21 protein-coding genes and 1 pseudogene are annotated in these 21,289 nt (G+C 36.2%); 20 read left to right on the top strand and 2 right to left on the bottom strand.

What is annotated here, in order from left to right; translation table 11 throughout:
- Window position 1: 1 nt before the first annotated feature.
- The 18 genes and pseudogenes from QCD85_RS07400 to QCD85_RS07315 all read left to right on the top strand — a co-directional run.
- Window positions 2-1,195, top strand: coding sequence for a GNAT family N-acetyltransferase (locus QCD85_RS07400; RefSeq protein WP_301262153.1), 1,194 nt, complete (start codon window positions 2-4; stop codon window positions 1,193-1,195).
- Entirely contained in the window at window positions 1,192-2,451 is a 1,260-nt protein-coding gene (locus QCD85_RS07395; protein WP_301262152.1) for an ATP-grasp domain-containing protein, read from the top strand. Before QCD85_RS07400 ends, QCD85_RS07395 begins: the two co-directional genes overlap by 4 nt.
- A gap of 19 nt (window positions 2,452-2,470) precedes the next feature.
- Window positions 2,471-4,039, top strand: coding sequence for a class I tRNA ligase family protein (locus tag QCD85_RS07390; RefSeq protein WP_301262151.1), 1,569 nt, complete (start codon window positions 2,471-2,473; stop codon window positions 4,037-4,039).
- On the top strand, window positions 4,036-5,295 hold the full coding sequence (locus QCD85_RS07385; protein WP_301262150.1) for an MFS transporter: 1,260 nt from the start codon (window positions 4,036-4,038) through the stop codon (window positions 5,293-5,295). Before QCD85_RS07390 ends, QCD85_RS07385 begins: the two co-directional genes overlap by 4 nt.
- 115 nt (window positions 5,296-5,410) lie before the next feature.
- Window positions 5,411-6,001, top strand: coding sequence for a nucleotidyltransferase domain-containing protein (locus QCD85_RS07380; RefSeq protein ID WP_367317628.1), 591 nt, complete (start codon window positions 5,411-5,413; stop codon window positions 5,999-6,001).
- A gap of 407 nt (window positions 6,002-6,408) precedes the next feature.
- Window positions 6,409-7,254, top strand: coding sequence for an NAD(+) diphosphatase (nudC, locus tag QCD85_RS07375; protein WP_301262149.1), 846 nt, complete (start codon window positions 6,409-6,411; stop codon window positions 7,252-7,254).
- A gap of 943 nt (window positions 7,255-8,197) precedes the next feature.
- Entirely contained in the window at window positions 8,198-8,686 is a 489-nt protein-coding gene (locus tag QCD85_RS07370) for an NUDIX hydrolase (RefSeq protein ID WP_301262148.1), read from the top strand.
- A 111-nt stretch (window positions 8,687-8,797) separates the two neighbouring features.
- A complete protein-coding gene (locus QCD85_RS07365; protein ID WP_301262147.1) occupies window positions 8,798-9,121 on the top strand; it encodes a hypothetical protein in 324 nt (107 codons plus the stop codon).
- A gap of 488 nt (window positions 9,122-9,609) precedes the next feature.
- The gene (locus QCD85_RS07360; RefSeq protein WP_301262146.1) at window positions 9,610-10,395 is read left to right on the top strand and encodes an SDR family NAD(P)-dependent oxidoreductase; all 786 of its coding nucleotides are present in this window, start codon (window positions 9,610-9,612) and stop codon (window positions 10,393-10,395) included.
- Window positions 10,396-10,542: 147 nt separating this feature from the next.
- Window positions 10,543-11,289 carry an SDR family NAD(P)-dependent oxidoreductase gene (locus QCD85_RS07355; protein WP_301262145.1) on the top strand — a complete coding sequence of 249 codons (747 nt, stop codon included), beginning with the start codon at window positions 10,543-10,545 and terminating at the stop codon, window positions 11,287-11,289.
- A gap of 159 nt (window positions 11,290-11,448) precedes the next feature.
- On the top strand, window positions 11,449-12,462 hold the full coding sequence (locus QCD85_RS07350; RefSeq protein WP_301262144.1) for an NADP-dependent oxidoreductase: 1,014 nt from the start codon (window positions 11,449-11,451) through the stop codon (window positions 12,460-12,462).
- Window positions 12,463-12,521: 59 nt separating this feature from the next.
- Window positions 12,522-13,055: a GNAT family N-acetyltransferase gene (locus QCD85_RS07345; protein ID WP_301262143.1), complete on the top strand. Its 534-nt coding sequence runs from the start codon at window positions 12,522-12,524 to the stop codon at window positions 13,053-13,055.
- Between the two features lie 57 nt (window positions 13,056-13,112).
- The gene (locus QCD85_RS07340) at window positions 13,113-13,685 is read left to right on the top strand and encodes a TetR/AcrR family transcriptional regulator (protein ID WP_301262142.1); all 573 of its coding nucleotides are present in this window, start codon (window positions 13,113-13,115) and stop codon (window positions 13,683-13,685) included.
- A gap of 185 nt (window positions 13,686-13,870) precedes the next feature.
- Window positions 13,871-14,200 (top strand): hypothetical protein, encoded by a 330-nt coding sequence (locus QCD85_RS07335; protein ID WP_301262141.1) that lies wholly within the window; start codon window positions 13,871-13,873, stop codon window positions 14,198-14,200.
- A 327-nt stretch (window positions 14,201-14,527) separates the two neighbouring features.
- Complete coding sequence (locus QCD85_RS07330) at window positions 14,528-15,457, top strand: NUDIX hydrolase (RefSeq protein ID WP_301262140.1); 930 nt, start codon at window positions 14,528-14,530, stop codon at window positions 15,455-15,457.
- A 30-nt stretch (window positions 15,458-15,487) separates the two neighbouring features.
- Window positions 15,488-15,988 carry an NADAR family protein gene (locus QCD85_RS07325; protein WP_301262139.1) on the top strand — a complete coding sequence of 167 codons (501 nt, stop codon included), beginning with the start codon at window positions 15,488-15,490 and terminating at the stop codon, window positions 15,986-15,988.
- A gap of 31 nt (window positions 15,989-16,019) precedes the next feature.
- A complete protein-coding gene (locus tag QCD85_RS07320) occupies window positions 16,020-16,952 on the top strand; it encodes a TIGR02452 family protein (RefSeq protein WP_301262138.1) in 933 nt (310 codons plus the stop codon).
- A 320-nt stretch (window positions 16,953-17,272) separates the two neighbouring features.
- Window positions 17,273-17,398, top strand: a pseudogene (locus QCD85_RS07315) (excalibur calcium-binding domain-containing protein); the annotation flags it as partial.
- A 129-nt stretch (window positions 17,399-17,527) separates the two neighbouring features.
- Here QCD85_RS07315 and QCD85_RS07310 read toward each other — a convergent pair.
- Together QCD85_RS07310 and QCD85_RS07305 are read right to left on the bottom strand one after the other, a co-directional pair.
- Window positions 17,528-18,928, bottom strand: coding sequence for a HAMP domain-containing sensor histidine kinase (locus QCD85_RS07310; protein ID WP_301262137.1), 1,401 nt, complete (start codon window positions 18,926-18,928; stop codon window positions 17,528-17,530).
- Window positions 18,913-19,596: a response regulator transcription factor gene (locus QCD85_RS07305; RefSeq protein WP_273612767.1), complete on the bottom strand. Its 684-nt coding sequence runs from the start codon at window positions 19,594-19,596 to the stop codon at window positions 18,913-18,915. Before QCD85_RS07305 ends, QCD85_RS07310 begins: the two co-directional genes overlap by 16 nt.
- Window positions 19,597-19,813: 217 nt before the next feature.
- On the opposite strand from QCD85_RS07305, the gene QCD85_RS07300 reads away from it, so the two are divergent.
- Entirely contained in the window at window positions 19,814-20,521 is a 708-nt protein-coding gene (locus QCD85_RS07300; protein WP_301262136.1) for a YceI family protein, read from the top strand.
- 164 nt (window positions 20,522-20,685) lie between these two features.
- Window positions 20,686-21,288, top strand: coding sequence for a bifunctional transcriptional activator/DNA repair enzyme AdaA (locus tag QCD85_RS07295; RefSeq protein WP_301262135.1), 603 nt, complete (start codon window positions 20,686-20,688; stop codon window positions 21,286-21,288).
- Window position 21,289: the final 1 nt, after the last annotated feature.

The raw sequence follows: 21,289 nt of genomic DNA, 5'->3' as shown, positions 1-21,289 counted from the left end.
AATGAATTTTTCATATTCTTTTATAGATGAAAAAGTTCAAAGTCACTATTATTTTGAACAGGTATCTTCATTAAATGAAATTGATGATGAAGAATTTATAGCATTGACTAAAAAAAGATCTTTTTATGTGAGCAAACCGTGGTTAACTGCTATTGAACGTATGCGTGGTAAAGATACTGCTTATATAGTTGTACGTAATAATCAGAATAAGTTACTAGGCGTATTACCATTTTATTGGGGGAAGCCTAGTGTAAGAGGATATTATGAACCCTTTAAACGTTTTCTAGAACCTACAAAAGGAAATTTTATAGAAAAAGATTGGTCTCCTACATTGATTATAGGATCACGATCTGCTTACGCTTGTGAATTTCTATTAAGCGAGCATCTTAGTACACAAGAGCAAACGTTAATTTTGCAACAAATGATTACTTGTGTACAAAATCGTATGGCATCATATGGAGCCGCATCTCTTTCAGCATTATATATAAATAAAGAAGGTTGTAATCAATTAAAGCAAATAGTATCAAATCCTGAAGACTTTTTTATTACTGGAGCAAATGCTGTGATTACTATTGAATGGTCTACATTTGAAGATTATTTGTTAAGTCTCAAAAGTAAGGAAAGAACAAAAGCGCGTAAAGAGCGAGGAGTTTTTTTATCAAAAGGGTATGATATTCGGTTAGCTAAATTAGAAGACTCATTAGAAACATTTGCTCAATTATTTATAAATCATGAACACAAATATGGTTATCAAACCTCTCTTGAAAATCAAATTAAAGAGTTAGAAGTGTTTATAGATACTGCAGGTGAATATAGCCATATTTTGACGCTTAATTTGAAAGATGTTGTAGCAGGATGTTTACTACTTTTTTTGTGGGAAGATACGATTTACGCCAGAACTGTTGGCTTTGATTTTGATATTGTTGGCCAATCATTTGAATATTTCAACTTAGGGTATTACGCTTTGATCGAGTTTGCTATAGATCGTAATTTCAAGTACATCGATTATGGTATGGGAACATATCGTGCCAAGCTTAAAAGAGGAGCACATCTTGAACCGGTCTATGGATATATTTATTCACCTAGTACTTCGTCTCCATTCATTGATTCTGAATTCAAGCAATGGAATGAATTTAGAACAGAGGCTGTAATACAAAATAATATAGATGTATTAGAAAGGATCAATTTTCCATGAAAAAAATATTTGTAACTAATACTGGAGATAAGAAACATGCAGAAGAATTAATAGCACGTACAGATTTAGAAGTCACATTTATAATAGAAAAACGGTTTATAGATATGTATCCTACTGGTACACATCTTATTATAGTAGATAATTTGAATGATCCTAGTGCTTCTACACGATCAGTATTAGAACAGTGTGATTGCAATTCATATGAAGCAGTGATTGCACTTTCGGAACGAGCTGCACCAACAGCAGCTTATTTACGTGATTATTTAGGCTTAGAAGGTCCTTCTTTTCATACAGTCATGAATTGTATTAATAAATTTACTATGAAAAGAAAGTTCAGAAAACAAAATATTCCTACTGCAAATTTTTATCTAGCTTCTTCCATTGAAGAAGTATATCAAGCAGGTAATCAAATAGGATACCCTATTATTGTTAAACCCATTATTGGCGCAGGTGCAGATGCAACTAAAATATTTCAAAATCCAGAAGAATTAAATACAGAAGAAGCAAATCTTTTTTTCGAGCGTCTAAGTCATCCAATAACCACCTCAGAAAAAGAGTTTCCTGTGATCGTAGAGAGCTTCGAAAATGTAAAAATAGAGCTACATTGTGATGGATATGTAGAAAATGGGAATATTAAGTTTGTACAAGTTTCTCAATATTTAAAACCTATTATTCAATATTCTTCTGGTGGAGTATATGGCTCATTTACCTTAAATCATTCCGATCCATTAGCTGAACAAGTATTGAATATGCATGAAGAAGCAGTAAAAGCAATGGAAATCGTTCATGGAATAACTCATTTCGAAGTTTTTTTGACAGACAAAGGTCTCCTAGCAGGTGAAATTGCATGTCGTCCTGGAGGAGGGGGTATCTGTAGAATGCTTCAGATCTATAGAGGATTTCATACTTGGGACGCACATATCAAAGTATTTTTAGGAGAACCTTATTCATATTCTAAAAACATAGAATCAGAAACCAATGATCAAATTTTAGAATTATTGCTACCTACAAAACGTGGCCATATTACATCGATAAGTAACGCAAAAGATTTTGAAAATCTTGCTGGTCTTATCGAAGCTGATATGAAAGTTAGTATAGGTGATACCGTCGATGGATTATTAGATTCATCAGCAGTGAGTGGTATTTTGTATATTCGTATAGATGAAAATAATTCTGTTGAAAAAGCGATTGCTGCTGTTGAAAACATATTTGTTATTGAAACTAAAGAGGAAAGTCTTACAAATATAAATTTGTAAATTAAGGAGTGATCTAAGTATGCAAAAAGAAGTTCTTATTATTCCAATGCAACCTACTCCTAATGGACGAATGCATATTGGACACGGGGCAGGTACATATCTTCGATCTGATGTATTAGCACGTGCATTACGAATTAGAGGATATTCTGTCAGTATTATCTCTGGAAGTGATGCATTTGAAAATTGGATTATCGCTGAAGCGGAACGAATAGGTAAATCTCCAGCAGAAACGTGTGACTATTACCATAAAGCGATTCAAGAAGATTTAAAAAGTTTAGATATTGAATTTGACGTTTGGATAGATCCAAGATCAACTGAACATCAAAAACAATATGTAAAATTACATGAGAATGTTTTTAAACATTTAAAAGAAAATAATAATGCTTACTTAGAAGATGAACGTATTCCTTATTCAAAACAATCAGGACAAGCGATGACTGGCGCTTGGATATCTGGAAAATGTCCTTATTGCCATCATATTTGTCAAGGAAGTTCTTGCGTATATTGTGGAGCACATTTTCAACCAGAAGAACTTCTTGAACCTACATCTCGACTTGATAATAGTACATTAGAATGGAAAAATAATCAGAATTGGTTTGTCAAACCAAAAAATTCTTCAGAAGTGATATCATCCTTGCAAAAACGTGGTGTTAAACAGGTATGGATGAAAGCTCCGATAGAATATTTAGAAAAAGGTGGACGTATACGTTTATCAGGCCCGGGAACGTGGGGAATAAGAAGTGAATTACTTCCTGATGGTTTTGTATTATCAAATCCATATTATTTATACAGTGTATATTGTGGAGAAGTATATCAAAAATTAAATAGTCAAAAATTGAATCCATTCCATCCATTAAGTGAAGTTACTGTTGTTGGTATTTTTGGGAGTGATAATTCTACACCAGGTTTAGTTGCGCCTGATGTAATTGCTGAAGGAACAGAAGGACTTTTAAAACCATTTGATATGACCATTGTCAATGGAATGTTATTTCTAGAAGGACAAAAATGTTCTACTAGCAAGCGTCACGGTATCTGGCTAGATGAAATACAAGAAAAAAATACTGGAATTACTTCAGATGAATTAAGATTTTTCTTATCTCAAGCTCCTTTAGATCAAGGGTATGCTGATATTTCGCTTGAGGAACTGATCAACATTATCAATATGTATAGAAACTGGTCTCGAACAATATTGATACCAACTATGCAAAAAATCTCAAATCAGCATTACAGTATAAAAGATAAACAATCTTTAATAGATTCGTTATCTAAACAATTCTATTGGTTAGAAGCTTCACAATTTGATTTGTCTAAAGTCACACAAGAACTTCAAAATTGGATGATCTTGGAGCATAAAGATAGAGCTACATGGTTATTAGGTATTGCTTTATTAAGTGCTCCTATTCTACCTAAATTATCAACTACAATTATTCGCTTTATGGGTTTGCGAAGTAATCTAGTTATTCCGGATATAGAAAATTTAGAAGCACATACATTGTCTTTTACTGAAGATATGCTTGGTGTGGATTCTAGAGAACTTTCGTTAGATATATTAAAACCTTTTATTCATCTTGCTGAAGTTAATGTATGAGTATTTTAAATATACAATCCACTTTATTATTACTACGTTTGCGTCCACTGCGGCATTTACTATTAGCACGTAGTATATCAACATTAGGGGATATGTTGACACCAATTGCATTAGCATTTGCTGTATTAGAATTTTCAAACTCTGTTTCTGCATTAGGGATTGTTTTGGCTGCAAGAGCATTGCCTAGTCTAGTATTAATGTTACTAGGAGGAGTAATAGGGGATCGTTTTCCTAGACGAACAGTAATGATTATTTCTAATATGGCAGGTTTTATCATTCAAGGTCTAATCGGATATTTACTAATTTCTGAATCTGCGGCTGTATGGAGTATTGCATTATTAACAGCCTGTAGAGGGGCAACTAGTAGTTTTTTTAACCCTGCATCCACAGGCGCACTTGCTCAAATAGCACCAGAAGGTAAAAAGCAAGAATCGTTTTCTTTATTTGCGATTGCTAGTAATATAGCAGAAATTGCAGGGCCTGCTTTAGCAGGAATCGTTCTAATTATAATAAGTCCAGGTTGGGTACTGATCGCAGATGCTTGTACATTTTTAATCAGTGCAATATTGATTGCGACGAGTGGATCGTTAGGAGAACCTAATTATTCCCAAAAGCCCTCTATTTTTTCTGAGATGAGAGAAGGATTAGGTTATGTTTTAAAAAAACAGTGGCTACTTGTTCTTATTTTAAGTGCCAGTCTGTTTCAATTCTTTTTGTTGTCTAGCTTACAAGTATTAGGTCCTGTTGTAGCCAAAACGCATCTCAATGGAGCCTCCGATTGGGCATTAATTACTGTTGCACTTGGAATAGGTGGGATTATAGGTAGTTTTTTAGCTATGTTTTATAAACCCAAAAAACCATTATTTATTGGTTATATCTTTATGTTATTTGGTTCAGGACCCACTTTGTTTTTACTAGCTGTTCCTGCACCTATTGAACTTCTTGTCTTGTCTGAATTTGTATCGGGATTAGCCATTTCGTTCTTCACCACTCTTGAATCTTCAATAATAGCTAAATATGTCCCTAATCATTTATTATCTCGCGTAGATTCTATTAATCGATTAGGTTCAATGTCATTGAAACCACTAGGAATGGCTATAATAGGTCCTGTTTCTGTTATTATTGGAATAGAAAAAACGCTTATTTTTAGTGGCTGTATTTCTATTTTAGCAGTAGTATGGCCACTCACTGTAGCCAGTGTGAGGCAATTAAAATCAGATTCAATGGCAAAACAAAATGTAATGAAAATAGTGTAGCTATAAACAACAATTATATTAATACTAAAATGATTTGGAAAATGGTAATGGATACTCTCTATTATACGGGGTGTCTATTACCATTTTCTTAATATTGTATAGAAAGGTTATCACTATGGATATCGACAACTGGCAACCGCTTACTGTAGAAGAAGTCAGCTTATTATTGCAAGATATACCGATTATGTGGGGGATTGCAGGGGGATGGGCTTTGGATCTACATATAGGCAGGCAAACCCGAGAACATAAAGATATCGATATTATCGTATTTCGCAAAGATCAGTATAAAGTATATCAATATTTGAGCAAAGATTGGAGATTGTACAAAGCATATAAAGGCACATTAGAGCTTTGGCAAGGAGAACAGTTAGAGCAAGTGAATGATATATGGGTGAAAAAAGATGAGCATTCTGCATGGGCATTTCAGTTAATGCTTGTAGATCAAGTGGATGAAGATTGGGTATATCGCAGACATCCGGCGATTCGTCGAAAAGCTAATGACATTTTTCTAACGACTACATATCATATTCGCTATCTTCGACCTGAGATTCAGCTTCTATATAAAGGAGGCAGTTCTGTCATTCGTGAAAAGGATGATCTAGATTGGCAGATGATGCTTCCACATTTAACAATAGCGGAAAAAGAATGGATAGTATCGGGGTTGAAAGGACAATTTCCAGAAGGACATCGATGGTTAAAAATATAAAATTGAAAAAGATATGAGTAATGTAAATCGAACTCTTTGAAATAAGCAAAGAAACCATCAGTACAGAATAGGTATACCAATAATACAAAGTTACAACATGAACTTCCCTACACATATTGTATCCGCAGGTGGAATAGGAGAAGAGGGTCAAGGCAATACTTTGTTATCTAAGACTCAGTATAAGGGTTGGGTATATTCTGTTGGAATCATCTTATTAGATAATAACTTATTGTACACTTGCTACCAGTTAATTTAATCTGAACTTGCACACAAACTAGCACCCTTTTCCTAGATAATGTAAAGACTTGGATATTGACGTTTGATCCCTTCTGTTCTTAGGGTAAACTAATGATGTACAGCATATCATAAATGACGTAAAAAGTACGTACATGAAAGGTTCTGAGCCCATGCAACCGACAATTAAAAGTATTTATAAACGATATAGCCCTGCACTTCGACCTGTAGAGCAGGAAAACTCCATAGGGTACTGGTTTATTTTTCGCGGGAACCAACTACTTGTTCATGAAACAGGCGACCTATTGGCTGTTCCAGTTGGAGATCGTCTGGACAAGTATGAATTAACATCTAGCCGCACACTCTATCTCGGTTCGATCGAAGGGGCTTCCTGTTATACCGCTGAAGTCGCAGAAGAAAGTACTGTACCGGAAGGTATGGTTTTTCTACCTCTCTTTGCCCTGTATGACCGAATTGATGAAGATTTGTTCCATGTCGCCGGACGTGGTCTGCAAATGCTCTCATGGGATGCAACGAACCAGTTCTGCGGACGCTGTGGCAATGCGCTGAATCATGCAGATCATGAGCGTAGCAAAGTTTGTCCAAATTGCGGATTGTCCCATTATCCTCGTCTATCACCTGCTGTGATTACGATTATTTTAAAAGGCGATCAGATCTTGCTCGCTCGTGCAGGTCATTTTCCAAATAACATGTACGGTCTGATTGCAGGCTTTGTAGAACCTGGAGAGACACTAGAAGACTGTGTACAACGAGAAACAATGGAAGAGATCGGCATCAAAATCAAAAATATTCGCTATTATGATAGTCAACCGTGGCCATTCCCACATTCACTCATGATCGGCTTTATCGCTGAATATGATAGCGGCGAGATTCAAGTAGATGGTGAAGAGATCGCCGAAGCGAAGTGGTTCCATGCGAACGAACTTCCTAATATTCCACCGCGAGTTAGTATTGCACGTAAGATGATTGATTGGTATGTAGAAGAATATAAAAGCTAGATAACATATAAAAAGCAGCAGTCCTCCGGTATCTATACGAACCGAATAGTCTGCTGCTTTTATATTTCATTTTTGCTTACTATAGCTATAGTTGTGCTAGAGAATTATATTTTAATTTATACCTATCGCCAAAGATATAGAATTACAGGTTATTGATAAGGGCGATACACAGACACGCGAATGAACTCTACATATTGATCTTGATTTTTCCATTTAATAGTAAAGGAGAAAGAATGGATAGTATTGGGGTTGAAAGGACAATTTCTAGAAAGACATCGATAGTTAAAGATTAGAGTGATATTTTGAAAAATAAAGTATCCTTTTTATATTTTAAAAAATAAATGTTACAATTAATAAAATCCATTTAAAGATTAAAATGGATTTTATTACATATATTAAATCTTGTATTTAGAAAGGGAATTGATGCATGACAATTATATTCAATGTATTTGTTTGTCTAATTATTGGAATAGGTTTATCGGCAATTTTACATGGAGGTAATATAGTATTATCTGATGGATTTCTAGCTGTAATTATTGGATTACTTATTCAATTGATTTATAATGTCAAAAAAATAAACAAATAATTAAATGTTTTATAAGCTATTTTGAATAAAAAGAAGACAAATATACAGATATGAATATAGTTATATTTTGCTAATAACGACGGATCATATTCACTATCTCTGACTACAGATTTAGCTTCTATATAAAGAAGGAAGTTCTGGCATTCATGAAAAGGATTATTTAGATTCACAGATGATGATTTTGCATTTAATACTACAGGAGAAAGAATATATAGTACCGAAGTTGAATGGACAATTTCCAGAAGATCATTGGTGATTGAAAGATATCAAATTATATGAGTAATATAGATAGAGTTCTTTAAAATAAGAATAGCAATTGCAAAATTACTATACTAATCATAAATAGGAGGTTACATAATGAATTTCCCCACACATATTGTATCTGCAGGTGGAATAGTAGAAGATGGTCATGGTAATATTTTGTTAGTTAAGACACAACACGATGGTTGGGTATATCCTGGTGGAATCACCGAAGTTGGAGAGAATTTGATCGATGGGGTGATACGTGAGATTAAAGAAGAAAGTGGTATTGATGCAACCGTAGTTCAGCTTATAAGCATTATTTCAAATACGGGAATACATAAATGGCATGATGGCATAACAGATGTACCAACAAAAGTAATGTTTGATTTTGTATGTAAATGTGAAGGAGGAACATTAACAACTTCTGACGAGACCAGTGATTGTAAATGGATTTCCAAAGAATCGGTTCTCGATTGGATAACATTACCGTCTATTCGTTTTCGTTATCAAGCGTATTTAGACTTTAGCGGGTCAGTAAATTATATATCTTATGTTACAGGCGAAGGATCAGAATTAGATGTGAATTTACAAAGAAACGTATAATACAATACGTATACATATCATATAACTGATACGTTTGAGCCTATTACCGTATGTTGTCCTAGCCAGTATACTAATGATATTACATATTAGTGTACTGGAGGACATCTACATATGAAGCCGATCTGGGTCGTTCCGCATGAAAGACATTTACAATATCATCATGATAAAGCTCTTCTCATTGATGACCATTATGCTGTTGTAGGCAGTGGACATAAAGCTGATTCTCATATTCATCTGGTACAGGTCGAACCTACAGATCACAAGAATATCTATAGAGCCGTACATAGTCATCAATATATTAAAGTGGCTTGTGGTGAAGATTTTATAGAACAATTGGAAAAGGTAGTCCATCACCTACAAACGATCTCTGCCTATACTTTGTTAACAGAATGGTATAATATGGAAGAATGTAATTTTAATATTCTAATTAAATAGATGATAAGTAGAGCAATAACAAAAGACTTTGATAACAGTTACATAGTCGTTAGCATACATCAAATAGAGCATAGAAAGGAGAATAGTACATGTTCAGAAGTAAACAGTCTAAAATCTTATTAGTGGTTGGCATCATATTTGTATTATGGTTGGTATTAGTTTTTGTAGTTCGCAATGTGAGTGCAGGTGCTTGAGAACTAAGCTTAGTTCAATCATGCAGGTATTGGTAAAAGAAAGTCTTTTGCTAATAAAAGCTAGAGGCTTTCTACTTACAGAAATCATATAAACAATTTTAAAAAATAATACTTTACCGATCGTTCTCGATATGATAAAGTTCTAAATAAGAAGTTGCTAACTAAACATATAGAAACTATTTTCCTACAAAAATAACATCTTCCAACAGCAAGCTTTATTTTTTTATCTTTATTAGAATGATCATTCTTAAAAAGGTTTTAATATTAATTATGAGCTGAATAGGAGTTATAACTATGAAAAAAACAGTATTGATTACAGGTGTATCTGGCGGGATTGGGAAAGAATTAGCTAATCTATTTGCTAAAGACGGATATAATCTGGTATTGGTCGCACGTAATGAAGCGAAATTGCAAGAAATGGCGAAAGACTATGAACAAAAACATGGTACACATTCTATCGTTATCCCCAAAGATGTATCGGTTACAGGTGTACCGGAAGCTATTTTTCTAGAGTTAAAAGAAAAAGGGATTGTGGTAGATTATCTTGTGAATAATGCTGGATTTGGCTTATACGGGAAATTTTTAGAAACAGATTGGGAACAAGAAACCAATATGATCGATGTCAATATCAAAGCGCTAACGATCATGACCAAATTATTTGTACCGGATATGGTGAAGCGAAGACAGGGCGGCGTGATGAATGTAGCTTCATTAGTAGGCTTTTTCCCTGGACCGATGATGTCTGTCTATTATGCAAGCAAAGCGTATGTATTATCGTTCACAGAAGCACTTGAAAATGAATTAAGTGGAACAGGTGTAACCGTGACTGCACTTTGCCCGGGAGTCACAGCTACAGGATTTGTAGATCGTTCAGGTATGGGTGCATCTAAAATGATACAAAATGGTTCTATTATGAAGTCAGACGAAGTTGCCCAAATGGGATATCGCGGATTTTTGCGAGGAGATACTATTATTATACCGGGAGCACGTAACCGCTTTTTAGCCTTTAGCCCACGATTATTACCACGCAAATGGATCACTCGTATTGTAAGATCGATGCAAGATCGAGCCGGTCACTAAGCAGGTCATAGACACCCGTCAAGCTGTGAAATAATACTTTACCGATCGTTCTATAAATGATATGCTTATAACGAATAAGAATAGCTTATAACCAAATTAGAACGATCGTTCTTGAAAACGAAAATAGAACTAAAGGGAGTAACTAAAATGAAATATACCGTTATTACAGGAGCTAGCTCAGGAATAGGTTATGAAAGTGCATTGGCATTTGCTGCTAAAGGAAAAAATTTGATTATTGTAGCAAGAAGAGTAGACAAGTTAGAAGAGCTTCAAGCCAAAATTAAAGAATTACATCCAGAATTAGATGTAGTGGTTGTTACAAGTGATCTTTCTGTTACCGAGCAAGCTTATGAGTTATACAATAGCTTGAAAAATTATCAAATCGAAACATGGATCAATAATGCAGGGCTTGGGGAAGGTGCAATGGTTGTTGATCAAAATCTAACAAAAGTCGAAACGATGTTACGAGTGAATATAGAATCTTTAACGATTCTGTCTACCCTTTATGTTAGAGATTATGCAAATGTTGAAGGTACTCAATTAATTAACGTATCATCAGCACTTGGATATATTATTGCTATAGGAACTGTAGCATACTCTGCTTCTAAATATTATGTAAGTGCATTTACGGAAGGGCTTGCTAAAGAGTTAGAACTCAAAGGCGCTCATCTCAAAGCTAAAGTATTAGCACCTGCTATTACAGAAACAGATTTTATCAAAGTATCTAATGATGTGGAAGACTATCAATACGAGAACAATATTCCTAAATACCACACAGCCCAACAAATGGCAGGATTCATGGTTAATCTGTATGAAAGCAATGAGACTGTAGGTATTGTGGATTCAGAGTATAACTTTAAATTAACAGCACCTATCTATCCTACGATCTCATAATTTTGTTAATGATCGTTAGATAATAAATGATGCGTACTAGAGCTCTATTATAAATACTATTGCAAATGACGTACAACTTGAGAATTGTACGTCATTTTTCTTCTATACATGAACCGTTATTGATGTATTTATTATGATAAAAAGGAAGCTGATCCAGATATGAAGCGCACTATGAAAGCCGCTCAGATCACTAAATATTCTAAACAAATAAAAGCACAAGTGAACACTATTGAAATTCCAGATATTGCAGATCATGAAGTGCTAGTCAAAGTCAAAGCCGCCGCTGTGAATCCACTGGAAATGTTAATCATGACAGGCAGTGTCAAATTCATTCAAGACTATAATTTTCCGCTCACGATCGGCAATGAACTGGCAGGTGTGATTGAAAACGTAGGCAAAAATGTACATGGATTTCAGGTAGGCGACGATATTTATACACGTTTACCTTTGAACAAAATAGGTGCCTTTGCAGAGTATGTCGCTGTAGACGCGGGTGCTATTGCACATATGCCCAAAAATTTGTCTTATGCAGAAGCATCTGCGGTAGCATTGACCGGACTTACGGCTTATCAAGGACTACATGAAGAACTAGAAGCAAAGTCGGGGCAGTCTGTTTTTATTCCAGGTGGATCAGGTAGCTTTGGTCAAATCGCTGTTCCTATCGCTAAAGATATGGGATTGCAAGTCATCGTAAGCGGTAACGCACAGACGCGCGAACGTACACTACAAATTGGTGCAGATCGATATTTGGATTATACGAAAGAAAACTATGTAGATGTTTTATCCCAGATTGATTATGTGATCGATACGTTGGGAGCAGAAGAATTTGATAATGAACTACAAATTATGAAGCCCGGAGGACGATTACTTTCTCTTCGTACAGGACCTAATAAACGTTTTGCAGAGGATCAAGGCTTCCCATGGTGGAAACAAAAACTTTTTGGTGCTGTTGGTGCCAAATTCGATAAAAAAGCGAAGCAAAAAGATATAGAATATCGCTTTATTTTTGTTCGCTCAGACGGTACACAATTGAAGAAAATTACGGGAATCGTTGAAAAAAATGATATCGTTCCACTTCTTCATCCTCAATCATTTACGCTAAACGATATCAATAAAGCATTGGAGCTTGTAGCTAATGGTCGACCAAAAGGTAAAGTTATTATACAATTCTGATACGTTCAGTTTTGTAGACTCTGGAAGCTGAATATTTAGAGATTGAAGGAGGCTACACATTGAATCGTATTAAAATTGAATTGATAACAGAAGCAACCAAAGATTGTTTGCAATTACCTAATGAAACATTTTATTTGTTTGGTGAATTAGTTGTAACAAAGCCTAATGATAGATGGGAATATCAAGAAAAATACTTTGATAAGACCAAAGAAAAAATATTTCCAGAAGAGAACTATTCATTTGCCAAAATCGATCAGGATGGTTTTGCTATAGCTGCATTTGATCACGATATCTGTGTTGGACTGGCTGTATTTGAGATCGAATGGAATAAATATTGCTACCTTAGCGATCTGAAAGTAAATCAAAAATATCGTAGAAGCGGTATCTCTAAAGACATGCTTGATTTGGCAATGACCATATCCAAAGCAAAGAATTGTAAAGGTTTGAGTACTATTGCCCAATCGTATAATCTCGCTGCTAACAAATTCTATTTAAAATATGGGTTTGAAATCGGCGGTTTGAATAATAAAAGCTATCATTTTACATCTGAACGAGGCAATTCTGATATTTATTACTATTTGGATTTTGAATAAGTCATAAGTTTGCTGACCGTTCACTTCCCTATATAATAAATAAGCGAGGTGAAGACAATGGCAAGGCATAAAGAATTTGAAATTAATGAAGTATTAGATAAAGCGATGTATTTATTCTGGACGCAAGGATATGAGAAAACGTCGATGCAACAATTGGTTGATACGATGGGGATTCATCGAAGAAGTATTTATGATACGTTTGGAGACAAACACGCTCTGTTTATTCAAGCACTACAACGGTACAAATCTCTTCAAGCAGAACGATTACAATTGTTAATAGAAAAACAAGCACCTGTTAAAGAGCTGATGCGACGATTTCTAACCACTATGGTGGATAACAAAGATTTTCCTAAAGGATGTATGATGGTAAACTCGGGTGTGGAGTTAGGTATACTTGATCCTGAAGTATCTACATTTGTAGAAAATGGCTATACACAAACAGAACAATACTTGCGTGAGCTACTTCTGATCGGTCAAAATAAAGGTGAAATTCAAGCGGATGTGGATACCGAATTTCTTGCTCACTATTTTATGAATGCATGGTTAGGTTTGCGTGCTATGGTCAAAACAACAGCAGACCAGCAAAAATTAAACGGTATTATTGATACAACATTACGTATTTTGGATTAATACAATATCATAATGGGGTATTCAACCAACCATAACAGCCTAACAAGTCGCTATCGCAAGAGAGTGATCATATGTCAGGCTTTTTTGTTTGAGCAAATAAAGATACTTCCACCATCGATTTTGATCTATTTTGCAATCAAGTATACAATCTGAATATACGATGTATCTTAACAAAGGAGGAAGCGATGACTTTTTTCGATCACAAAAAGGTATGGTTCGTAACGATTATCGTTATGTTGCTATTTATGATTATGCCGAGTAGAGTCAATATTGTCTGGAATTTCCCGCCAGAGATTGTGAAGCAATATCATTTTGGTCAGTTCTCCTCGTTTTTGACATTGCAGACAAGTGATGATCTGACAGGATATGAGAATCTATTGTATATTATATTGCATACTGAAAAAGTATATTTTCGAGCAGATAGCTTTTTTGTATCATTAATGGGTTGTTATATTACAGCTTATTTACTTGTAAAAGTGTGGCGTGCGTTACGTAAACGGTTAAGTTATCAATAAGTTATACATAACAACAATCTTGAGGTGAACAAATGGATTTTTTTATACAAATGTTAGTAGGTGCAGGCGTAGTATTTGTTATTTTTGCTTTTATGACGATTACAACCAATCGTAAAAATAAACGCGGTAGACGTAAATAGGTAACATAATGTATAGCACTCAAAAAAGACTTTCTTTAGAAATAGAGGAAGTCTTTTTTATATCCAATTTCTGCAAATGGTTGACTTTTCAAATGAGTTTGATTAATAATAACTATATGTTAATAACAAAAAGTAAATATCAATAAAAAAATTAAACGTACTTATATCTTATATGGAGGTTATATCTATGCCGGATTCGTCAATTAACGATGCTAATCCCATTCTTAATCATAACGGACTTACCGAACAACAATTTCTGGAACAATACGATGCTGGTATATATGAACGACCTTCAGCTACGGTTGATATGCTGATTTTTACTGTAATGAATCAAGAGCAAGATAACTATCGTAAATTACCGGAAAAGTCATTGCAGTTATTGATGATACAACGTGGTGAACATCCGTATAAAGGACAGTGGGCACTGCCAGGGGGATTCGTCTCGGTCGATGAAAGTCTGGATGAAGCCGCCGCGCGCGAATTGCGAAGTGAAACGAATCTAGAACATATCTATATGGAGCAATTATATACATGGGGTGAGGTAGATCGAGATCCTCGTACAAGGGTCATTAGTTGTTCGTACATGGCATTAGTGGATTCTAGCACCCAACAAGTACAAGCAGGTGAAGATGCGGATGATGCTAGATGGTTTAAGCTAGATTATCATATTATGCAGGAAAAGAAAGTTCGCTTACCGGATGGATGTGAGATCGAGCGAGATATTCGGATTCATTTGCACCATGGAGAGTATCAGTTATCTGGATTGATTCGGGTTACTCATGTCTATCGCGGAACGATTAATGATGTACGCTGGGAAGTGATTGAGAGTGAAGGAATTGCTTTTGATCATGCTAAAATGATTGCATATGGTGTAGAACGCCTACGTAGTAAAATTGAGTATACCGATATCGCGTTTAATTTGATGCCACCGTTATTTACATTATCTGCACTGCAACAAGTGTATGAAATTATTTTGGATCGAGAACTATTAGCACCTGCCTTTCGTCGAAAAATCGCTTCACAAGTTATAGCGACTAATGAATATACGAAAGATGCAGGACATCGACCGTCCCAACTGTTTCGTTTTCGTCCCGCCTGGGAAGAGGTTGTCAAATAGTTTTTGGATCAAGAAAAGAGGAATCACACAATGAGTAGATCTGAATCGCCATCAGAATCATTTTTATTTTTTTATCGGGATGCTTCTCCATTTTCGCAGTGGTATCCAGCATCTTTTATATTAGAAGGACAGCAATTTACATCGGCAGAGCAGTATATGATGTATGGAAAAGCTCAATTGTTTGGCGATCGTGAAATTGCTAGACGAGTAATAGAAGCGCCACATCCTCGTCAGCAAAAAGCATTAGGACGGCAAGTGCAACGATTCGATAACGATCTCTGGAATCAAGAAGCCAAAAATATTGTGTATCGCGGGAATCATGCCAAGTTTACTCAGAATCCAGAATTATTATTGGTTCTATTGGCTACAGCCGGTCATACGCTGGTAGAGGCTAGCCCTACAGACCGAATCTGGGGAATCGGGCTTGCTGAAGATGATCCTCGTATTCATCAACGTGCTACATGGCGGGGAACGAATTGGTTAGGTGAAGTATTGATACAATTACGAGAAGATTTATTATCGCAAGTATAACTAGAAAAAGAGAAGTAAGGAGTTGCCAATCATGACATCACGAGAAATCCGCTCCAAATGGGCGCAGGAAACATTAGATATTTTAGAACGAGGTCATTACAAAGTACTATCAGGTAAACAGGTCGATATCAAATCAGAAGTTGAATATACTATCAACAATTCTGTTCTGTATACACCTGAAAAATTAACAACAATCAAAGAAAAAGCAGTCGCAAAGATCAACACTCTTGTACAACATGCAAATGACATCAAAAGTCCATATACAGCAGAGTCATTACAATCGGAAGAGTCGTTATTGTTGGATGATGAGCGCTGTGCGTCAAAGATTATTGTAAACCCATATTCAACGCTCAAAGCAGTCGAACAACTCACCATGAGACAACGACGTGATAAAGTTGCTTGTCTCAATTTTGCTTCTGCACGTAATCCAGGTGGTGGATTTCTAGGAGGAAGTCAGGCGCAAGAAGAAAGTCTGGCTCGTTCATCTTCCCTTTATCCTAGTCAGATTCAGATGACTGAAATGTATAACTATAATCGTCAGCAAAAAAGTTGTCTCTACTCTGATTATATGATCTACTCGCCACAGGTAACGGTCTTTCGGGAAGACGGTGGTTCGCTGAGAGCACAGACCTATCAAGTATCTATCATTACTGCACCGGCTGTAAATGCAGGGGTAGTTAGAGAAAGAGAACCTGAACATGTAGACCAGATCGGCGCAGTCATGTTAGAGCGAATTCGATATATTTTAGCTGTAGCGGCAGAGCAGGGCGATGAATATCTGGTATTAGGAGCTTTCGGATGCGGTGTATTCCGTAATGATCCATATGAAGTGGCAACGTGGTTCCGTCAGGTGCTACTAGAAGAGAAGTATGCTTTATTGTTCAAACAGATTATTTTCGCAGTCTATGATCGTTCCAAAGATCAGCAAGCGATTCAAGCTTTTGAAAAAATATTTAAAGCATGAACATAATAAAATCGCATAAAGTTAACTTATTTCTTATATAAAAGCGTACTTGAATAGATTATTCATAAGGTACGCTTTTTGCTATGGAAAAATAACTTATAATATAAACTAACCAATTTAGATAACTATCCGATATAATCCATATAGTACCAAAAAAGTATAAAATAATATTTCATACGCGAAGGGGTATACTCATGAAAAAAATGAACAAAGCATGTTCAGGATTAATTGCATTATCTTTGCTAGCAGGATTAACGGTAGCCGTGGCACCAACAGTACAAGCGCAATCCAGTCAAGCTGGAAGTTATGTAGCTACCAAATCCAAAACAGTATATTACAAAAACTGTAGTGCTGTTCGCAAAGCAGGAAAAGCTCCTTTATACAAAGGACAACCGGGATATAGCAAAAAATTAGATCGTGATAAAGATGGAGTCGCTTGCGAATAGGCTATTCCTTTTCCATATAAAAAATAAAAAGGAACCTTTGTCCTCTTCGCAGAGAGTCAAGGTTCCTTTTTTCATTGTATACATAGATATTGAATGATTATAAAAAACTCGATAATACCTGCTGTTTATTTATCTTGGCAATTGTAAAGCAAACGTACTGCCTGACGAAGAACTCTGACGCAATCGCAATTCGCCACCTTGAGCGCGGGCTAACAGTTGACTGTAAGTAAGCCCTAATCCTAAGCCACGCACACTACGCTTTTTGCGATCTCCCCGATAAAAGCGTTCGAAAATATGAGACTGATCTTCAGGGGCTACGCCTGTACCATTATCGGTTACTTCTACATGAATATATTGCTGTTCCGCATACATCCGAATACGGAATTGAATCGGTATACTTTTATCCACAGCCTGTAATCCATTATTAAGCAGATTCACAAAGATTTGCTGAATCCGTAAAGAGTCGCCCATCGTATAAAGTGGTTCTTCAGGCAGATCGAGAACCATATCGACTGGATACGATTCATGTGTTAATTTCCATTGATAAGCAATCTCGGAGATGAGCAGTTGCAAGTGTAACCGATCACTCTGAATCTCTACACTACCAGAAGTAAAAGCATTATAATCCAGTAAGTCTGCAATCATACGCTCCATACGCTCTGATTCTTTGAGCGCAATATCAAGAAATTCTTTGGCTTCATCTTGAGTGACTACTTCTTCTCGTACAGCCATCACCAGACCTTTGATCGAGGTAACAGGTGTTTTTAGCTCATGGGTTACACCGGCTAGAGATAGAGCGCGCCATTCTTCTAACTGTTTCAATCGCTGTGCCATTTCTTCGAAAGACTGTACCAGCTCTGTGATTTCTTGTTCTTTCGTATTTATCTGCAAATTCACATCGTAGTTACCTGCACGAATCTGTTTGGCTGCATTGGCTACTAATTGGATCGGTCGGGATAATTTGCGAGATAACCAGTAGATCGTTAACCATCCTGAGATAATAAGCGTACTTAACAGAACCACTACTAACACAATTTCATTAGGACTATAGGTCAGAGACTTTTTGGATTGAAGTAACGTCACCTGACCAATCTTGACTCCTTGATCATTATAAATAGGAGTGTTCACAGCCATATACCGATTATCTGTCGGTTCAGCAAGATCAGGCGTTAACTTTTTGCTTAATTTATCTTGCGGAAGATTAGGCATAGAGAATAAGAACTGCCCTTTTTCATTCGCAATCATAATACACATATATTCATCCAGATTAAAAAATTTCAGCCGATTATCAATAATCTTATCCAGCTTATTCGGAATAACTATCGTTCCATTAGCAGATGTGACCCGATCAGCAACTTCTTGTCCGAGTAAACCTGCTGTTTTTAGACGGCTATCCATCGCTGTATCTCGAACCCAATAGACCGCAGCCGTAGCAATAATCAACAATCCGATACATAAAATAATAAAATAACGAATCGTCCAATACGATAAAATAGATGTTTGTTTTGATTTTTTTATTCGCTTAGCCAAAATTGATACCCCATTCCGCGCAATGTTCGAAGTTCACCTGTTTGCGATGACCAGTGAGAAAGTGACTGACGCAATCGTTTGACAGATAGATCGACTGCTCGATCACTTCCGTCGTAATCCATTCCCCAGACCTGTTCGATCAAGTGATCACGAGTAAAGGTACGGTTCGGATGCTCTGATAAAAAAAGTAACAATGATAAATCACGTGGACTAAGTGCCACTTCAGCACCATTCAAATACACACGTTTGGCTGCCATATCAATCACCAGATTTCCGAAATTACGTTTGCTGATGCCATCATTCCAGTGTGGGCGACGACGTAGTACAGCATTTACTCTAGCTACTACTTCTTCAGGCATAAAAGGCTTGGTCATATAATCATCGGCTCCACCATCAAGTCCGGTGAGTCGGTCTTGAATATCATCACGTGCAGTCAGCATAATCACCGGACAAGCACTTTTACTACGAATCATTTTGAGCAATTCCCAGCCATCCATGCCCGGCAACATAATATCGAGTATCACCAGTGCAGGAGAAGAGGAATTGAATAGTTCTAATGCTTGATGACCATCGGCAGCGCGCAACGTTTCAAACCCTGCTTTTTTCAAATAAGCAGATAGAACGCGGGCAATACCTTCTTCATCTTCTACGATAAGTATTAAGTTCATATTTCAAAGGCTCCTTATATCTACGTTTAGCATGGACTATATTTTAATAAGTACATTATCTGTTGTCTACTTATTGTACCTACCGTTCTTTAACTATCAAGTGATTTTATAATAATCTTTATTTTTTTCTACTTCTTGTACATTTGGACATCTTCTCGACACATTCGCCGTTTAAGATAAGGATATTAAGAAGCATTTATAAAAGGAGATCAAAATCATGAATAAAAAAACAAGAAATATCCTCATTATCGTTGCTATTGTAGTAGTGATCGTGGCGATTGGTGGCTATCAATTTATGAAGAGTTATATGGGGAACAAAGTAGCTATTGAGCAAGTGATTCCAGCGACAAACACTTCTACTGAATCTAGCGGAACAGCAGCGTCTGGCGCAAGTGTAGCAGGAGATCAACTGAATGGCGATTGGAAAATCAATACCGATTCTTCTAAAGTATACTTCTCTGTAACGACTTCACAGGAAACAGTAAACTTTGTAGATAACAAAGTAACGGGTAACTGGACAGTGAATGTAGACGATCCTACCAAAATGGTAGCTGAAGGACAAATCGATATGAGCGCTATTGATTCAGGAACAGCTCAACGTGATGAACATGTAAAAGAAGCTGATTTCTTCGATGTTGCCAAGTTCCCACAAGCGACTTTCAAAGCTACTTCTTTTGAAGGCTTGCCAACAACATGGACAGAAGGCGCTACTAACGATTTTACAATGAAAGGTACATTAACTGTTAAAGGTATTGATAAAGATGTAACGGTTGTAGGTAAAGCAGTATATCAAGGTGGACAAATTCTACTATCCGGCACAACAACAGTAACGTTTGAAGATTTTGGTATGAAAAATCCTCACTCCGTAGTATTGAGTACACAAAATGATATTGGTGTTCAACTGGAATTAACATTAGACAAATAAGTCAATCACGTCCAAAGCATTCCGTTCTTATGAACGGGGTGCTTTTTTTGCTATCTTGCTGGATAGGTATTATTTATTTTAAAATGTTGTTATCTTGCTTTTACATTCCAAACAGCGTACAAATACATATTCAACAGATATACTACAGGTAGAGGTGAATAGCGATGAATGATACTGCAACGCATATAACAGATAGTCCACATATCACTACCGAACAATGGCAAGCGATTGTCAATAATGATTCTTCATATGATGGTCAGTTTTGGTATGCAGTACGGACGACAGGCATATTTTGCCGTCCTTCTTGTAAATCGAAAGCACCTCGACCACAGAATGTAACTATTTTTGCAGATCCCGATCAAGCACTGCATACTCAGTATCGTCCTTGCAAACGATGCAAGCCTACAGGAGAACGATTGCCTGATCAGGAGTGGATCGCTGTCATTACACAATATATCGATCAGCATTATACAGAGCCATTAACATTACATGGATTAGCAGAAATAGGTCATGGTAGCCCTTATCATTTACATCGTACATTCAAAAAAGTAATGAATATTACGCCGGTAGAGTATATTCAGCGTTGTCGTATCGATCAAGCTTGTCAGGAACTGATTACTACCAATCATAGTATGACTGCAATCGGATTGAATATAGGCATACCGAATACTTCATACTTTGTTACTTTATTCAAAAAGAAAATCGGTATCACGCCTGCACAATATCGCAAACAGCATCATGCTGACCAATCAGTAAAAGGAGAGTAGA

This window comes from Paenibacillus sp. PsM32 (genome assembly GCF_030433815.1).
GTDB lineage: Bacteria > Bacillota > Bacilli > Paenibacillales > Paenibacillaceae > Saccharibacillus > Saccharibacillus kyungheensis.
Note: the sequence above shows the minus strand (reverse complement) of the source record. Positions and strands in the feature narration are given on the sequence as shown.

Bases quoted from the DNA above. Each gene is read 5' to 3' on its own strand.
- QCD85_RS07340 (WP_301262142.1), top strand. From the start codon at position 13,113: ATGGCAAGGCATAAAGAATTTGAAATTAATGAAGTATTAGATAAAGCG.
- QCD85_RS07350 (WP_301262144.1), top strand. From the start codon at position 11,449: ATGAAGCGCACTATGAAAGCCGCTCAGATCACTAAATATTCTAAACAA.
- QCD85_RS07380 (WP_367317628.1), top strand. From the start codon at position 5,411: ATGGATATCGACAACTGGCAACCGCTTACTGTAGAAGAAGTCAGCTTA.
- QCD85_RS07390 (WP_301262151.1), top strand. From the start codon at position 2,471: ATGCAAAAAGAAGTTCTTATTATTCCAATGCAACCTACTCCTAATGGA.
- QCD85_RS07295 (WP_301262135.1), top strand. From the start codon at position 20,686: ATGAATGATACTGCAACGCATATAACAGATAGTCCACATATCACTACC.
- QCD85_RS07325 (WP_301262139.1), top strand. From the start codon at position 15,488: ATGAGTAGATCTGAATCGCCATCAGAATCATTTTTATTTTTTTATCGG.
- nudC (WP_301262149.1), top strand. From the start codon at position 6,409: ATGCAACCGACAATTAAAAGTATTTATAAACGATATAGCCCTGCACTT.
- QCD85_RS07335 (WP_301262141.1), top strand. From the start codon at position 13,871: ATGACTTTTTTCGATCACAAAAAGGTATGGTTCGTAACGATTATCGTT.
- QCD85_RS07355 (WP_301262145.1), top strand. From the start codon at position 10,543: ATGAAATATACCGTTATTACAGGAGCTAGCTCAGGAATAGGTTATGAA.
- QCD85_RS07320 (WP_301262138.1), top strand. From the start codon at position 16,020: ATGACATCACGAGAAATCCGCTCCAAATGGGCGCAGGAAACATTAGAT.
- QCD85_RS07395 (WP_301262152.1), top strand. From the start codon at position 1,192: ATGAAAAAAATATTTGTAACTAATACTGGAGATAAGAAACATGCAGAA.
- QCD85_RS07330 (WP_301262140.1), top strand. From the start codon at position 14,528: ATGCCGGATTCGTCAATTAACGATGCTAATCCCATTCTTAATCATAAC.
- QCD85_RS07385 (WP_301262150.1), top strand. From the start codon at position 4,036: ATGAGTATTTTAAATATACAATCCACTTTATTATTACTACGTTTGCGT.
- QCD85_RS07400 (WP_301262153.1), top strand. From the start codon at position 2: ATGAATTTTTCATATTCTTTTATAGATGAAAAAGTTCAAAGTCACTAT.
- QCD85_RS07365 (WP_301262147.1), top strand. From the start codon at position 8,798: ATGAAGCCGATCTGGGTCGTTCCGCATGAAAGACATTTACAATATCAT.
- QCD85_RS07370 (WP_301262148.1), top strand. From the start codon at position 8,198: ATGAATTTCCCCACACATATTGTATCTGCAGGTGGAATAGTAGAAGAT.
- QCD85_RS07300 (WP_301262136.1), top strand. From the start codon at position 19,814: ATGAATAAAAAAACAAGAAATATCCTCATTATCGTTGCTATTGTAGTA.
- QCD85_RS07305 (WP_273612767.1), bottom strand. From the start codon at position 19,596: ATGAACTTAATACTTATCGTAGAAGATGAAGAAGGTATTGCCCGCGTT.
- QCD85_RS07360 (WP_301262146.1), top strand. From the start codon at position 9,610: ATGAAAAAAACAGTATTGATTACAGGTGTATCTGGCGGGATTGGGAAA.